Annotated in this window: 16 protein-coding genes and 1 tRNA gene; 5 read left to right on the top strand and 12 right to left on the bottom strand. The window is 63.1% G+C overall.

Features of this window, described 5'->3' with window-relative positions:
- Positions 1–14: 14 nt before the first annotated feature.
- Complete coding sequence (locus tag AC1ROT_RS17005; protein ID WP_493000413.1) at positions 15–1856, top strand: adenylate/guanylate cyclase domain-containing protein; 1842 nt, start codon at positions 15–17, stop codon at positions 1854–1856.
- 3 nt (positions 1857–1859) lie between these two features.
- Here the strand turns inward: AC1ROT_RS17005 and AC1ROT_RS17000 are convergent, their stop codons facing one another.
- Positions 1860–3368 carry a 3-hydroxyacyl-CoA dehydrogenase gene (locus tag AC1ROT_RS17000; RefSeq protein ID WP_493000411.1) on the bottom strand — a complete coding sequence of 503 codons (1509 nt, stop codon included), beginning with the start codon at positions 3366–3368 and terminating at the stop codon, positions 1860–1862.
- 137 nt (positions 3369–3505) lie between these two features.
- Here AC1ROT_RS17000 and AC1ROT_RS16995 point away from each other — a divergent pair, with 137 nt between their 5' ends.
- On the top strand, positions 3506–3970 hold the full coding sequence (locus tag AC1ROT_RS16995) for an Hsp20 family protein (protein WP_492971375.1): 465 nt from the start codon (positions 3506–3508) through the stop codon (positions 3968–3970).
- Positions 3971–3993: 23 nt separating this feature from the next.
- Complete coding sequence (locus AC1ROT_RS16990; RefSeq protein ID WP_492971376.1) at positions 3994–4239, top strand: DUF1150 family protein; 246 nt, start codon at positions 3994–3996, stop codon at positions 4237–4239.
- Between the two features lie 47 nt (positions 4240–4286).
- Here the strand turns inward: AC1ROT_RS16990 and ptsN are convergent, their stop codons facing one another.
- From ptsN to AC1ROT_RS16940, 10 genes are all read right to left on the bottom strand, one after another.
- A complete protein-coding gene (gene ptsN, locus AC1ROT_RS16985) occupies positions 4287–4751 on the bottom strand; it encodes a PTS IIA-like nitrogen regulatory protein PtsN (protein ID WP_492971377.1) in 465 nt (154 codons plus the stop codon).
- Positions 4752–4805: 54 nt separating this feature from the next.
- Positions 4806–5135 (bottom strand): ribosome hibernation-promoting factor, HPF/YfiA family, encoded by a 330-nt coding sequence (gene hpf / locus AC1ROT_RS16980; protein ID WP_492971378.1) that lies wholly within the window; start codon positions 5133–5135, stop codon positions 4806–4808.
- A gap of 197 nt (positions 5136–5332) precedes the next feature.
- Positions 5333–5980 (bottom strand): carbonate dehydratase, encoded by a 648-nt coding sequence (gene can / locus AC1ROT_RS16975; protein WP_492971379.1) that lies wholly within the window; start codon positions 5978–5980, stop codon positions 5333–5335.
- A gap of 10 nt (positions 5981–5990) precedes the next feature.
- A complete protein-coding gene (rpoN, locus tag AC1ROT_RS16970; protein WP_493000409.1) occupies positions 5991–7544 on the bottom strand; it encodes an RNA polymerase factor sigma-54 in 1554 nt (517 codons plus the stop codon).
- Positions 7545–7557: 13 nt separating this feature from the next.
- Complete coding sequence (lptB, locus tag AC1ROT_RS16965; protein WP_492971381.1) at positions 7558–8346, bottom strand: LPS export ABC transporter ATP-binding protein; 789 nt, start codon at positions 8344–8346, stop codon at positions 7558–7560.
- Complete coding sequence (locus tag AC1ROT_RS16960; protein WP_492971382.1) at positions 8343–8954, bottom strand: LptA/OstA family protein; 612 nt, start codon at positions 8952–8954, stop codon at positions 8343–8345. The genes lptB and AC1ROT_RS16960 overlap by 4 nt, the downstream gene beginning before the upstream one ends.
- A gap of 5 nt (positions 8955–8959) precedes the next feature.
- Positions 8960–9643 (bottom strand): LPS export ABC transporter periplasmic protein LptC, encoded by a 684-nt coding sequence (gene lptC / locus AC1ROT_RS16955; RefSeq protein WP_492971383.1) that lies wholly within the window; start codon positions 9641–9643, stop codon positions 8960–8962.
- Between the two features lie 8 nt (positions 9644–9651).
- Positions 9652–10761, bottom strand: a complete 1110-nt coding sequence (locus AC1ROT_RS16950) for a KpsF/GutQ family sugar-phosphate isomerase (RefSeq protein ID WP_493000406.1) — start codon at positions 10759–10761, stop codon at positions 9652–9654.
- Between the two features lie 142 nt (positions 10762–10903).
- Positions 10904–11518 (bottom strand): ribonuclease D, encoded by a 615-nt coding sequence (locus AC1ROT_RS16945; RefSeq protein ID WP_493000405.1) that lies wholly within the window; start codon positions 11516–11518, stop codon positions 10904–10906.
- A 59-nt stretch (positions 11519–11577) separates the two neighbouring features.
- A tRNA-Leu gene (locus tag AC1ROT_RS16940) sits at positions 11578–11664 on the bottom strand.
- A gap of 180 nt (positions 11665–11844) precedes the next feature.
- Between AC1ROT_RS16940 and AC1ROT_RS16935 the strand changes: the two genes are divergently transcribed.
- Positions 11845–12960 (top strand): NAD(P)/FAD-dependent oxidoreductase, encoded by a 1116-nt coding sequence (locus tag AC1ROT_RS16935; RefSeq protein ID WP_493000403.1) that lies wholly within the window; start codon positions 11845–11847, stop codon positions 12958–12960.
- Entirely contained in the window at positions 12960–13826 is an 867-nt protein-coding gene (locus tag AC1ROT_RS16930; protein WP_493000401.1) for an SMP-30/gluconolactonase/LRE family protein, read from the top strand. Before AC1ROT_RS16935 ends, AC1ROT_RS16930 begins: the two co-directional genes overlap by 1 nt.
- On the opposite strand, the gene AC1ROT_RS16925 is transcribed toward AC1ROT_RS16930, so the two are convergent.
- On the bottom strand, positions 13813–14748 hold the full coding sequence (locus AC1ROT_RS16925; protein ID WP_493000399.1) for a fumarylacetoacetate hydrolase family protein: 936 nt from the start codon (positions 14746–14748) through the stop codon (positions 13813–13815). The two genes, AC1ROT_RS16930 and AC1ROT_RS16925, sit on opposite strands and share 14 nt — an antisense overlap.
- Positions 14749–14750: the final 2 nt, after the last annotated feature.

Below are 14750 nucleotides of genomic sequence, written 5' to 3'. Positions count from 1 at the left end.
GCTAGGTTCTGGCCATGTCGCGCGATCACAGCCGTGAATGGATCTGGGACCTGCCGGTCCCACCCGATGCCCTCTGGCCCTATCTTTCCGACACGGCCCGCTTCAACGAAGCTGCCGGCACGCCGCGTTATGCGGTCGAGGAAATCCCGCAAGCCGATGGCTCGGTGACCCGCCGCGCCAGCGCCAGCTATAGGGGTGTTGCCGTCGAATGGGACGACCCGCCCTATGAATGGATGGTCAACCGCGCTTTCTGCCAGATGCGGGTGTTCCGGCGCGGCCCGCTTTCCCATCTTGGCCTCGACTTCCGGCTGGAGCCCGGCCCGCACGGCGGCAGCCGGCTGACCTATCAGCTGCGCGGTGCACCGCGCGGGATTGTCGGCAGGCTGCTGTTCGCTACCGGTCTGCTCGACCGTATCGGCGGTGGACTGGAAACAATGGTCCGCCAGGCCGCTGCGTACAGCACCGGCATGGCGGTACAGCCCTTCGAATACACCCCACCGCCGCCGGCGCCTGAACAGCAGGCCCGTCTGCAGGCCCTGACCCGGCAACTGGCGGCCAGCCCCTATCATCACGACATGGCTCAGCGTCTGGCCGATCATGTGGCCACCGCACAGGAAGTCGACCTCGTGCGCATCCGCCCGCGCAAACTGGCGCGTGACTGGCAGCAGCCGGTACGCCCGGTCACCGAACTCTGCCTCGAAGCCACGCGACTGGGCCTGCTGAATCTTTCGTGGAACCTGCTCTGTCCGCGCTGCGGCGGCGCCAAAGCTTCTGCCGCCAGTCTCGACCAGTTGCCCAAGGCCGCCCATTGCCCGTCCTGCAACATCGCCTATGACGGCAACTTCACCCAGAACGTGGAAATCAGTTTCCGGCCCGCTCCGGTCATCCGCAGCATCGGTGAAGGCGAGTTCTGCATGGGTGGCCCCCATGTCTCGCGCCATATCCTGGTGCAGCAGATTCTGCAGCCGGGCGAGACGCGCCAGATCGGCGGCATCCTGCCGGCAGGCGAATACCGGCTCCGTGCGCTGGAGCCGGGCGGCGAATGCGTGATCCGCCATGAGAGCGGGATTTTCCCCATGGCGGTTGCGATTGATCGCGAGGCACCGGGCTTCGCCATCGAAACGCAACCCGGCCCGGCCATCGGCGTCATCGCCTTCCGCAACGCCAGTTCGCGCCCACTGACCTTTGTGGTCGAGGATCGCGGCTGGCGCAGCGACGCGCTGACGGCTCATGAGGTCACCACCCTGCAGGCCTTCCGGGACCTGATGCCGATGCAGGTGCTGCGGCCGGGTGAGGATGTCGGCATCGACAGCATTACCTTGCTGTTTACCGACCTGGAGGGATCGACCGCGCTGTACGAGCGGCTGGGCGATGCGGCGGCTTATCGCCTGGTCCGGCGGCATTTCGGCTTCCTGGCCGCTACCATCCGTGAACACGATGGCGCCTTGATTAAAACCATCGGCGATGCCGTGATGGCGGCTTTCGCCACGCCGGAACAGGCCGTGCGGGCCGGCCTTGAAATTCGCGATCGCATCGGCGCCTTCAATGAAGAATACCGCGCGGAGACTCTGCGCGAGGGCGAGAGCATCGATGCCGCCATCGTACTGAAGATGGGCCTGCATGGCGGCCGCTGCATTGCCGTCAATCTGAACGACCGGCTGGATTATTTCGGCAGCACGGTGAACATGGCCGCCCGCCTGCAGGGCCGCAGCCGCGGTGGCGAAGTCATCCTGTCCGCGCCGCTGGCTGCCGATCCGGCCGTGGCGCCGCTGCTGGCAGATCGCCGTCTGCAGCATGAAAGCGCCGCCCTGAAGGGCTTCGACAATCCGGTGCCCTTCGTGCGTGTTCTGGCCTAGGCCTCAGTCATCCGTCAGGGCCGAGAGGCCGAGCAGCGCGCGGCGACGCAGCCACAGGCTGGGGCGATAACGGTCGTCGCCGGTGATCGCCTGCAGCTGGGTCAGGATGGTATGCACCGTTTCCAGCCCCATGGCATCGGCCAGCGCCAGCGGACCGAACGGATAGTTCAGCCCCATCGTCATCGCCTTGTCGATATCGGCCGGTTTGGCGATCCGGATCTGCGCCATCTCACATCCCAGGTTGGCCACCATGGCAGCGATACGCTGGCCGATGAAACCGGGGCTGTCATGGATCGTGGTTACGGCGCGGCCGGCGGCATGCAGCTTGGCCACCAGGCCATCCAGCAGGTCGCGGCGCGCGCCCGGCGCGCGCATCAGTGTTAGCCGCTTGTCCAGCTTGCCGGCAATATCGAGCGCGAACAGCCGACGATGGTCGAAGCTGCGACGGGCCGCATAGCCCGAACAATCCTCGCCCAGCGGCGCACAGAGAATCGGACTGTCGCCGTCATCGAACCCGCTGACCTCGAAGCCGAAACTGCGCAGCAGTTCGCGCAGAGCCTCGTCGTCTTCCGCCAGCGCCACCCGGGTAATCGGGGGTGCGCTGGCCGGCGCATCGGGGGAATCCGGCATCGCCTTGCCATCGGCGTCATAGGCAAAGAAGCCCTGTTTGGTCTTGCGGCCAAGCTGACCACTCTCCCGCAGGAGCTGATGCAGCGGCGAGGTCGCCAGCCGGCGATCATAGAAATAGCCTTCGTGAATGATCTGGCTGACTGGGAAATTCACGTCGATGCCGGTCAGGTCCATCAGCTCGAAGGGCCCCATCTTGAAGCCCCAGTTGTCGCGCATCACGGCATCGACCTGGGCCGGTGTCGCAACGCCTTCCGACACGATGCGTAAGGCTTCCTGCGTGTAGGCGCGGCCGCCCAGATTGACCAGGAAGCCGGGGCTGTCCTGCACCACCACCGGCACACGGCCCATACGCTCGCCAGCCTCGACCAGGGCGGCAATAGTGCTGTCGCTGCTGCCCGGCGCCCGGATCACTTCCACCAGCTTCATCAGCGGTACGGGATTGAAGAAATGCAGGCCGGCAATCCGGTCGCGATGCTGGCAGGCGGCAGCAATAGAGGCGATGCGCAGCGATGAGGTGTTGGAAGCCAGCAGACAGTCTGGCCGCACCACGGCTTCCAGCTGACGGAAAACCTCCTGCTTGATGGTCAGATTCTCGACAATGGCTTCCACCACCAGATCGGCAGGCGCGAAAGCCTTCACATCCTCCACCACACTGAGGCGCTGCTTGGCGGCTTCGGCGGCGGCAGCTTCCATGCGGCCCTTCACCACCATCTGATCGAGCTGCAGCAGCACGGCGTCGCGCGCCTTGACGGCGGCGCCAGGCGCAGCGTCGAACAGCAGCACGGTCATGCCGCTGGTCATGCCCACCTGGGCAATGCCGCGGCCCATCGCGCCGGCGCCAACAACGCCCAAGGTTCCGATTTTCTGCCTAGATTCGGCCACAATTACCTCCGGATTTCCGGTCACATCCTGCCCACAAGGCCCTTGATCCGCAAGCCGGCCCACCCCACATCTTCTTTCGTCGGAGTGCCTGTGAGGGCTCCGACGGACCTCGCTTAAGATGTAAGGAGTCCGCAACTATGACCACACGCGTTTCCCTGTTCTCCAGTCCGCTGCTGCTCGGTTTCGACCATGTGGAGCGGATGATCGAGCGTGCCACCAAGGCAGGCTCCGAGGGCTATCCCCCCTATAATATTGAACAGATTGCCGAAGACGGCCTGCGTATCACGCTGGCGGTTGCCGGCTTTGCTGCCGGCGATCTGTCGATCACGCTGGAAGACAACCAGCTTGTCATTCGTGGCAAGCAGGTGGACGAAAAAGAGCGCATTTATCTGCATCGCGGCATTGCCGCGCGACAGTTCCAGCGCAGCTTCGTCCTGGCCGATGGCATCGAAGTGACCGGGGCCGAACTGAGCAATGGCCTGCTGCATATCCTGCTGCGCCGCCCCCGGCCGGAACCACAGGTCCGCAATATCGCTATTACTACAACTGACGGCGGACGATCCGATGCAGTCGGCGTCACCGGTAAGCCCCGCGGCGCCTGAACCGTCGCCGGAAGGAGAAAAACATGGCCACCCCGAACGATCACGACACCTACGTCAATAACCGGCGCATGCAGGATGCCATGACGCCCGAAACCTTCGCCAATCTCGGCGCGCCGGACTTGGCCTATGTCAGGCCGGTGCAAACCGAGGAGGGTCTGGTGTGGGGCGTCTATGCCGCCAACGGCAACCAGCTGGGCTGGGCGCCGGATCGCGACCTGGCATTTGCCGCCGCCCTGCAGAACGAACTGCTGGCCGTCAGTGTGCACTGACTGCGGCATGGCCCGATGATTGGCCGCGCCGCCTGGGTATCTTTGCCTCAGGCGGCGTGGCTGGTCGGGCTGTCGGTGAGCAGCGCGTAAATCGCGTCGGCGCTTTCGGCACCACGCAGCTTCTCGCAAACGCCCTTGTCACGCAGAAGGCGCGATACACGCGCCAGGGCTTTCAAATGATCGGCGCCGGCCGCTTCCGGCGCCAGCAGCAGAAAAATCAGATCGACGGGCATCTCGTCGATCGAGTCGAAGTCGATCGGCCGCTCCACGCGGGCGAACAGCCCGTAGAGCTTGTCCAGACCGGCCAGGCGGCCATGAGGAATGGCGATGCCATTGCCCACGCCGGTGGTGCCCAGCCGTTCGCGCTCCAGCAGCGTGTCGAAAATCGCCCGCTCATGTTGACCGGTGATCCGCGCAGCACGCGCTGCCAGCTCCTGCAGAGACTGTTTCTTGCTGTTGGCTTTGAGATTGGCGACGACGCCGTCAGGACTCAAAAGCTGAAAGATTTCCATGGGGAGAGATGCCTCTGCCTCTGATGCCGTGTCATGCCCTGCCGCCCACGCGGCTCAGGCAATGTCTCCGGCAACAGGCTGTTGACGCGGATGGTGGTTGCGTCGCTTGCGCTTGTCGCGCCGAACCTGCTTGGCCAGCTTCTCCAGAGCCTGGTCGAAGCTGAGATAGATTTCCGTACCCTCGGCCTCTGCCTGCATGGCAATGCCCGAACCGACATGCACCGCGCAATGGCAATGATACATCGAGCCATCGCGCTTGAAGACAACCTCGGCCTTAATGGCATTGTCCATATACTTGGACACGGCGTTGGTCAGGTTTTCCTCGACGTATTCCCGCAGGGATTCGCCAAGGTCAAGTTGCTGTCCGGACGTCAGGATTTTCATGATGCGTTGAAACCCGAGTTCAATCGGTCAGAGCATGATTGTAGTACGGCGGCACGCGCCCGTCATGCGGCGCGGACCATAGACAAGGCCACTACCCCTGTCAACCGCATCCACCCTCCCTAACCTGTTGATATTGTTAATACCCACAGGCATTCGTGGCTGTGGATATCGGCGAGCAGAAGCGGTTTGGACCCGCTTTAGGGTCTGTCCGATTCCGGCGCAGTCCGGAATATTTCGGCCAAGCCCTCAGGACTCGATATGGTAACGCCAAGATCGCGTATCAAGCCATTGGAAATACCATAAACCCAGCCATGCAGGCTGAGATCCTGACCGCGATGCCAGGCGTTCTGCACGATGGTGGTCTTGGCCAGATTGAAAACCTGTTCGCGTACGTTCAGTTCGCAGAGCGCGTTGACGCGCTTGTACTCGTCAACAATGGCGACAAGATCGTCCTTGTTCTTGTCGAACACATCGCGGATCGGTCGCAGCCAATGATCGATCAGGCCGAGCTGTTGGGGCTGCATCGCCGCACGCACACCACCGCAGCCATAATGGCCGGTGACGATCACATGCTTCACCTTCAGGAATTCGGTGGCGTATTGCAGCACGGCCAGGCAGTTCATGTCGGCCGGATGCACCAGATTGGCGACATTGCGGTGCACGAAGAGTTCGCCCGGATCGAGGCCGACGATTTCGTTGGCCGGCACGCGGCTGTCGGCGCAACCGATCCACAGGTAAGACGGGTTCTGCTGATGCGCCAGCCGGCCGAAAAAACCGGGATCGGCGCGCAGCTTCGACATCGCCCAAGCGCGGTTGCTTTCAAAAAGCGGTGCAATATCGGCCATCGGTGATCCTTCACCCTACCTTCAGCAGGCCGGCCTTCTTAAGGCGCCGGCGCTCGACCGAAGACGGAATATTCATAGCCTCGCGATATTTCGCCACGGTGCGGCGGGCAATGTCGACACCCTTGCCGGCCAGCATCTCGACGATCTTGTCGTCCGAGAGCACATCCTCGGTCGGCTCGCCGTCGATCAGGATCTTGATGCGATGGCGGATCGATTCCGCCGAGAAAGCTTCGCCGCCATCCGTGGCTGCAATGCTGGCTGTGAAGAAATACTTCATCTCGAAAATGCCGCGCGGCGTCGCCATCGTCTTGTTCGAGGTCACGCGACTGACCGTGCTTTCGTGCATTTCGATGGCTTCCGCCACCGCGCGCAGGTTCAGCGGCTTGAGATGCGAGACACCATGGCGCAGGAACGCATCCTGCTGGCGCACGATCTCGCTTGCCACCTTCAGGATGGTCTGGGCGCGCTGGTCCAGAGACTTGACCAACCAGTTCGCCGAATTCAGGCAGTCCGACATATAGGTCTTGGTCTGTTTGAGCTGACCATTGTTGCGGTCAACCGCCTTCTCCGCCTTGGCGACGCGGGCGTAGTAGCGGCTGTTGACCAGCACGCGCGGCAGGGTGTCGCTGTTCAGCTCGACCAGCCAGGCGCCGTCGTTGCCGCGCCGCACATAGACATCGGGCACCAGCGTCTGCACCGGTTCGCCACCGAACAGCAGGCCGGGCTTGGGATTCAGGGCGCGGATTTCCTGCACCATGTCGGCGATATCTTCCTGGTCGACACCGCAGATGCGCATCAGACCGGCGAGGTCGCGTTTGGCCAGCAGTTCCAGATTGTCGAGCATGGCCTGCATCGCCGGATCGAGGCGATCGCGCTCGCGCAGCTGCAAGGCCAGGCATTCCTTCAGCGATCGGGCGAACAGGCCGGCCGGCTCGATGGTCTGCAGGTCCAGCAGCACCGCTTCCACTTCATCGGCCTCGATCCCCAGCCGGTCGGCGATCTCTTCCAGCGGCTCGGCCAGGTAGCCAGCATCGTCCAGCGCATCGATCAGGGTCTGGCCGATCAGACGGTCGGTCGCATTAGCCGGCATCAGCAGCCATTGCTCCTGCACATGCTCGCGCAGATTCTGCGCCTCGGTCAGCGTCTGCTCCAGACCGCCGCCTTCGTCCTCGAACCGGGAGTCGCCCCCGCGCCCGCTGATATGGTTGCTGCTCAGACCCTGCTCGGGGCCAGCCGCATCGTAGCCGCTGTCGTTGTTGAAGGTGTTGTCCCCATCGGCATCGACATCGAGCGACTCACGCGCCCGATCCGAGATGCCATCGGAATTCAGATCCAGCCGCTCCGGCGCGGCTTCACCGTCACTAACCTCGAAGGCATCGCGGGTATCTTCGCCCGGCCCCTCGCCATCAATGCGCTCGAGCAGCGGATTGCGCTCCAGTTCCTGCTCGACATAGGCGATCAGTTCCAGATTGGACAGTTGCAGCAGCTTGATCGCCTGCTGCAACTGCGGCGTCATAACAAGGGCCTGACCCTGCCTAAGCTCAAGACGAGGCCCCAATGCCATGCTTACGGGCCCGTCACCAGCTGAACCGCTCGCCGAGATAGACTCGGCGGACGTTTTCGTCGGCTACGATCTCGGTCGGGCTGCCTTCCATCAGAACCTTGCCATCATGCAGGATGTAGGCACGGTCGATGATGTCGAGGGTCTCGCGCACATTGTGGTCGGTGATCAGCACGCCGATGCCGCGATCCTTCAGATGCGACACCAGTTCGCGGATTTCGCCCACCGCAATCGGATCGATACCGGCCAGCGGTTCATCCAGCAGCATGAAAGAGGGCTGGGTTGCGAGCGCGCGGGCGATTTCGCAACGGCGGCGTTCGCCGCCCGACAGCGCCAGTGCCGGCGTACGCCGCAGATGGGTGATCGAGAATTCGGCCAGCAGATCTTCCAGCATGGCCTCGCGGCGGTCGGTTTCCGGTTCCACCAGTTCCAGCACGGCGCGGATATTCTGCTCGACCGTCAGGCCGCGGAAAATCGAGGCTTCCTGCGGCAGATAGCCCATGCCGAGCCGGGCGCGGCGATACATCGGCAGGCCGGTGATCTCATGCCCATCCAGCGTGATGGCGCCATGATCGGGCGCGATCAGGCCGGTCATGATGTAGAAGGTGGTGGTCTTGCCGGCGCCGTTCGGCCCGAGCAGGCCGACGGCCTCGCCACGCTGCACATACAGCGAAACATCACGCAGCACCGGGCGCTTCTTGAAGCTCTTGCCCAGACGGTGCGCGGCCAGGCCGGGACTGGGGTTTTCCGCCACCAGTCGCAGGCCGTCACTGGCCGTTTCGGATTTTGGGCCCGCAATATTCATCGGCGCGGCCCGGGAGTCGGCGCCGGCTGCGGCTCGGCATTGTTCGGAATGATCACGGCCTGCACACGCCCGCCGGGGATGGGGTCGCAGACGCTGCGGCCGCTGTCCTGATACATCACAGCACGCGCGCAGCGCACGGTGTTCTGGTCGCTGGTCATCAGCACATTGCCGGTCAGCGTGATGGTCTTCTTCTCGACATCGTAGATACCGAGTTCACCCTGGGCGCGTTCTTTCGGCGTCGAGACAAAGACATTGCCCTTGGCCTCGATCTTGGTGATCGAACTGGCATCCGGCCCGCCGGGGGCGATGGAGGGACCGGCGGCCTTCTGCGGCTGGGCCGGCCGTCCCGGCGTCGCAGCGGCCGGTTGAGTGTCACGATTACGATAATGCACGAACAGCTCGTCCGAACGCAGGCGGCTGTCGCCCTGCACCACGTCGACCTTGCCGCGGAAAATCGCCAACTGCTTGTCCTGCTGCACTTCCAGCGTGTCGGAGCCAATATTGATCGGCTGGTTGTTGTTGGCGGCGCCCATAGCGAACTGCGCCTGTGCCGGTGCGGCACCAGCCAGCACACAGGCCATGACGATCAGCGTCGAAGATATCCGCATCGCGATCAGCCCCGTTTGTCCTGCTGGAAAATCTTGGTCTTCACGCCATTGATGAACAGTATGACCTTGCCGCCTTCGTAGACGCGCAAGCCATTGGCATTGATCGTGCCCATATCCGTCTGGCCCCAGACCTTCTCGTCACTGGCGATCACCTTGGTCTGCAGATTGACCTCGGCGGAATGCCCATGCATCTCATAGCCCTTGTCGCCGAACACGGCGACATTGCCGAACAGGTGCAGCAACTGGCCAGTACCATTGTAGATGCCTGTGTCGGAGGTCAGAGACCACCACTGGCCGTCGTTCATCGAGAAGTCTGCCTGAACGCGATCCAGCGTCACCTGCTTGTCATCCTGCGGATCCTGGATGGCGCGATCGGCGGTGACCACATAAGGCTGGCCGCTGGAGTCCGAACCGCGATAGCGCGGGTTGTTCATGACCAGTGCGCCGGTATCCGTATCGACCCGGGTCGCCCAGATCGACATCAATGCGGAGCGTTTGTTCAGTTGCGGCCATGCGAAAACCGCAATCAGCATACCGAACGCGATGGTCGGCAGGATGAATTTCATGAACCGCACGAAACGACGGCGGCGCGGCAACTGCGACAGAACGCTGGCGGCGTCGCGCGGCGTGAAGCCGGCGTTGCGCTGGCGCGCGTCCGCTTTGATCTGGTCGAGGCCGGTCGCCATCATGCCGGTCCTCACGTGATGCCGGCTCGCACGCAATCGTGCATGTGAAGGATGCCGATCGGCCGATTGTTCTCAACCACGAAGAAGGCCGTGATGCGCCGACTGTTCATTTCGCGCAAGGCCTCAACGGCCAGAAGATCCTGGCGGATCGTCATCGGCGACTTGGTCATCACCGTTTCGACCTTCTGCGACAGGAGATCGCCTTCGATGTGGCGCCGCAGATCGCCGTCGGTGATGATGCCAACCAGCCTGTCCTTGTCACGGCCGGATTTGCCGACGATGCCGATGCAGCCGAAACTGCGCCCGGCCATGGTGACCAGCGCCTCTCGCATCGGCGTGCCCGTCGAGACCAGAGGAATCTCCGCCTCGACATGCATCAGGCTTTTCACCTTGATCAGTTGCTTGCCCAGGCGGCCACCCGGATGGAAGACGCGATAATGGTCGCGGGTGAAACCCTTGCGCTCCATCAGACCGACGGCCAGCGCATCGCCCAGTGCCAGCATCATGGTCGTTGAGGTGGTGGGCGCGAGCCCCATCGGGCAGGCTTCTTCCACCGGCGGCAGTACCAGAACAACATCCGAGGCCTGGCCCAGAGCCGATTTGGCCTTGCTGGTCATGCCGATCAGCGGAATCCCGAACCGCTTGGCATGGGCGATCAGGTCCGCCATTTCCGGGACGTCGCCGGAATTCGACAGGCAGAGCAAGACGTCTCCATTGGTCACCATGCCCAGGTCGCCATGACTGGCTTCCGCCGGATGGACGAACATGGCGGGCGTGCCGGTCGATGCCATGGTGGCAGCGATCTTGCGCGCGACATGACCGCTCTTGCCCATGCCCGATACGATGACGCGGAAATGGCTGCCTTCCCGGCTGACATTCATCAGGATGTCGAGAGCTTTGCTGAACCTGTCATCCAGGCCGGCGGCAAGTGCGGCCAGGCCATTGGATTCCATCAGCAGGACGCGGCGACCGACCTCGATATCGGGACTGCCCGGACGGCGGCGACTGCCAACCTGCACGACCTTGGCCGAAACGGCTTTGGTCGCGGCAGTCGCGGACGAGGCTTTCGCACGTTTTTTTCCGGCGCGCTTGACGCGCGCGACGGAGGGTGCGGATGTCATGATCTACCCACTGCTGGCAATACACTAACAAGAATCGTGCCAAGTATGGAGAATCAGGGCCGGAATTGCAAACCAGATGACCGGATCGCAGCCAATTTCAGCAACTTGTGGAAAAAATCGGCTTTTGGGCTAAACGCCGGGATCAATGGGCGAAAATATCGTCCTCGGGCCAGCCGGCCAGATCGAGGTCGGCCCGCGCGGGCAGGAAGCGGAAGCAGGCCTCAGCCAATGCCATGCGGCCTTCGCGCACCAGCATGCCATCCAGCACCGTCTTGAGCTGATGCAGATTCAGCACATCCGACGCCGCGTAGCGCTGCTGCGCTTCGGTCAGATCGTGGGCGCCCCAGTCCGAAGACTGCTCCTGCTTGGAAATCTCCACCCCGATCAGGTCGCGGCAGAGATCCTTCAGACCATGGCGGTCGGTGAAGGTGCGCACCAGCTTCGACGCCGTGCGCGTGCAGTAGACCGGCGCGGTTTCAGCGCCGACATACTGTTTCAGCGCCGCCAGATCGAAACGGGCGAAGTGAAACAGCTTCAGGATTTTCGGGTTTTCCAGCAGTCGCTTGAGATTGGGCGCGGCATAGCCGGTGCCGGAGCGGAACTGCACCAGATGGGCATTGCCATCGCCAGAGGAAAGCTGAACGACGCAGAGCCGGTCGCGGAGCGTCCGCAGCCCCATCGTCTCGGTATCCACAGCCACCATCGGGCCGAGATCGAGGCCGTCCGGCAGGTCGTTCTGATATACGGTGATGGCCATTCTGCGATGCTCTCTCTCATGCGGGCGCATCGGAAATCACGATGCGGCAATCGAGGAATTGGTGCCCAGGATAAGACTCGAACTTACACGACCTTTCGGTCACTAGCACCTGAAGCTAGCGCGTCTACCAATTCCGCCACCTGGGCAATGGTTCGAAACGACCCGAAGGCGTCCCGACCGAGGCGAGTGTTTACGGCCCCGGCCTGGAGAAGTCAAGCGCCGCCCCGCAGCATTTCGGAGCTATTAATGACAGGGGTTGCAAGGACTTGCTCCCCTGCGGATAACTGGGCGGCAGACGGGTGAACACGGGCGAATGGCTGGGCGGAATGGATAGCGTCGAGTGTCTGGTGATCGGGGCGGGCGTGGTCGGCCTGGGCGTGGCCCGGGCCCTGGCCAGACGGGGTCGCGAAGTGGTGATCGCGGAGGCCGCCAGCCTGATCGGCAGCGAAACCTCGTCGCGCAATTCCGAGGTGATCCATGCCGGCATCTATTATCCGGCCGGCAGCCTGAAGGCCCGGCTCTGCGTTGAAGGCAAACAGGCGCTTTACGCCTACTGCGCCGAGCGCGGCGTCGCCCATAACCGCTGCGGCAAACTGATCGTCGCCGCCGATGACAGCCAGATCCCCGATCTGGAGGCGCTGAAGAAAAAGGCTGAGGCCAACGGCGTCGATGACCTGCAATGGCTGACCCGCGACCACGCCGTGGCGCTGGAACCGCAGTTGCATTGCGTCGCTGCCCTGCTCTCACCTTCCACCGGCATCATCGACAGCCATGGCCTGATGCTGGCCTATCAGGGCGAGGCCGAAGACCACGGCGCCATGCTGGCGCTGAACGCGCCGGTGATCCGCGGCGACGTCGCCAATGACGGCATCGTCATCGAAACCGGCGGCCCGGATGCGATGGTGCTGAAGGCAAAACTGGTGATCAACGCCGCCGGTTTTGCCGCGCAGGGCATCGCCGCCAAGATCGAGGGCATTCGGTCCGACAGCGTGCCCGGCTGCTACTATGCCAAGGGCAACTACTTCGTGTTGTCCGGTGTGAAGCCGCCGTTCTCGCGACTGATCTACCCGATCCCCACCCCCGGCGGGCTCGGCACCCATGTCACCATCGACATGGGCGGCCAGATGCGGTTCGGCCCCGATGTCGAATGGATCGACAGGGTCGACTACAATGTCGATCCGGCGCGCGGCGAACTGTTTTATGCCGCCGTGCGGGAATACTGGCCCGGCCTGCCCGATGGCGCGATCCAGCCGGGCTATGCCGGCATCCGGCCCAAACTCAGTCGCGGCGGCGGCAAGGCTGGTGACGACTTCCTGATTCAGGGGCCGGACCAGAATGGCGTGCCGGGCCTGATCAATCTCTATGGCATCGAAAGCCCGGGTCTCACGGCTTCGCTCAGTATCGGCGAGATGGTCGCCGATATGGCAGAGAGAATGAACTGATGGACGCGACCTGCATTCTGGACGGTAAATTCGCCCTGGCGGAATCGCCGGTCTGGTCGGCAGGCGATCAGAAGCTCTGGTTCGCCGACATCCATGCACCGAACCTGCATCGCTTCGATCCGGCGACACAGACCCTGGAAACCTGGGGAATGCCGAGCGCGCTGGGCAGCCTTGCGCCGACCCGCGGCCAAGAATTGCTGCTGGCGCGGCGCGACGGCATCTGGCTGTTCGATCCGGCCACCGAACATGAAACCCTGCTGGCCGCCTCGCCGCTGGAAAATGCACGCTTCAACGATGGCCGTTGCGACCGTCAGGGCCGCTTCTGGGTCGGCGGCATGACCGATGACCGCCAGCCCGATACCGCGCTCTATCGTCTGGAGGGCGACCGCGTGCTGCGGCAGGGCCTGGTCGGCGCCATCGCGATTTCGAACGGTCTGGCGTGGAGTCCGGATGGGACAACCATGTATCACGCCGACACACCGACGATGTGCGTCTGGACCTATGACTACGACGTGAAGACAGCCTCGATCTCGAACCGCCGGCTGTTCCTCGATCTGCGCGAAACGGCTGAGCGCCCGGATGGCGCCACGGTGGATTCTGCCGGCAACTACTGGGTGGCGCTCTATGGCGCCGGCAAGGTGGCGCAGATCTCGCCAGACGGCAAACGCCTGCGCGATGTGCGCCTGCCGGCCAATGCGACGACCATGCCCTGCTTCGGCGGGCCGGATTTCAAAACGCTCTACATTACGACGGCACGCCAGCGGCATACGCCCGAGGACCTGGCAAAAACACCGCTGGCCGGCGGCATTTTTGCGATCCCCGTCGAGATTCCGGGCTTGCCGGAAGTGGCGTTTATTTCTGCCTGATCACGCGGTTGCGCAGGATACCGATCTTCTCGACCTCCAGCTCCACCACATCGCCATCCTTCAGATAGCGGCCATGCTCCAGGCCGCAGCCGTCACCCACCGTACCCGAACCGAAGAACTCGCCCGGATACACGGTCTCATCCGATGACACGCGCGCCAGCAGATCCTCGAACTTGTGATGGATGGTGCTGGAATTGCTGTCGCACCAGGTTTCGCCGTTGACTCGGGCCTGCATGCGCAAGGCATAGGGATCACCGATCTCGTCCAGGGTCACCAGGAACGGGCCCATCGAATTGCCGGTATCGAAATCCTTGCCCTTGCAGGGACCCAGCATGCTCTGCATCTCGATCGACTGCGCGTCGCGGGCCGAGAAATCGTTGAAGATGGTGAAGCCGAAGATGTGGTTGCGGGCCTCGGAAGCCTTGATGTTCTTGCCGGTCTTGCCAAGGAAGAAGCCGAATTCCAGCTCGAAATCCATCACCTGGCTGTAGCGCGGCCAGATTACGTCGCCTTCGGGGCCGTTCACCGAAAAGCGGTTGGACTTGTAGTAGATGGGAATCTGGTACCAGGTCGGCGGCACCTTCACCTTGCCCATCTTGATCAGCAGCGGACCGAGCAGCGGCTTGCGCATGATGGTCATGCGCTCCATCGCCTGCTGCACATGCTTCTCGAACAGCATGCTGTCGCGGATCTGCTCCGGCACCAGCACCGGCGCATGCAGCCTGGCCTCGCCCAGCGTCACGCGCGTCTCGGCGTGATCCTGCAGGCTTTTCGCCCTCGCCTTGGCCTCGTCGCCGCCCTTGATGATGGCCAGCGTGCTGTCAAAGCTGCCGCCGAGATCGACAATCGTCGCGCCGTCAGCAGTGAGCACGCCGGGACGCTTCTCGCCATGCGCCGCATGGCTGTAGGTGCAGAATTTCATCT

Source organism: Ferrovibrio sp. GW821-FHT12E11, assembly GCF_058806975.1.
This window is presented reverse-complemented; position numbering and strand designations above follow the sequence as displayed.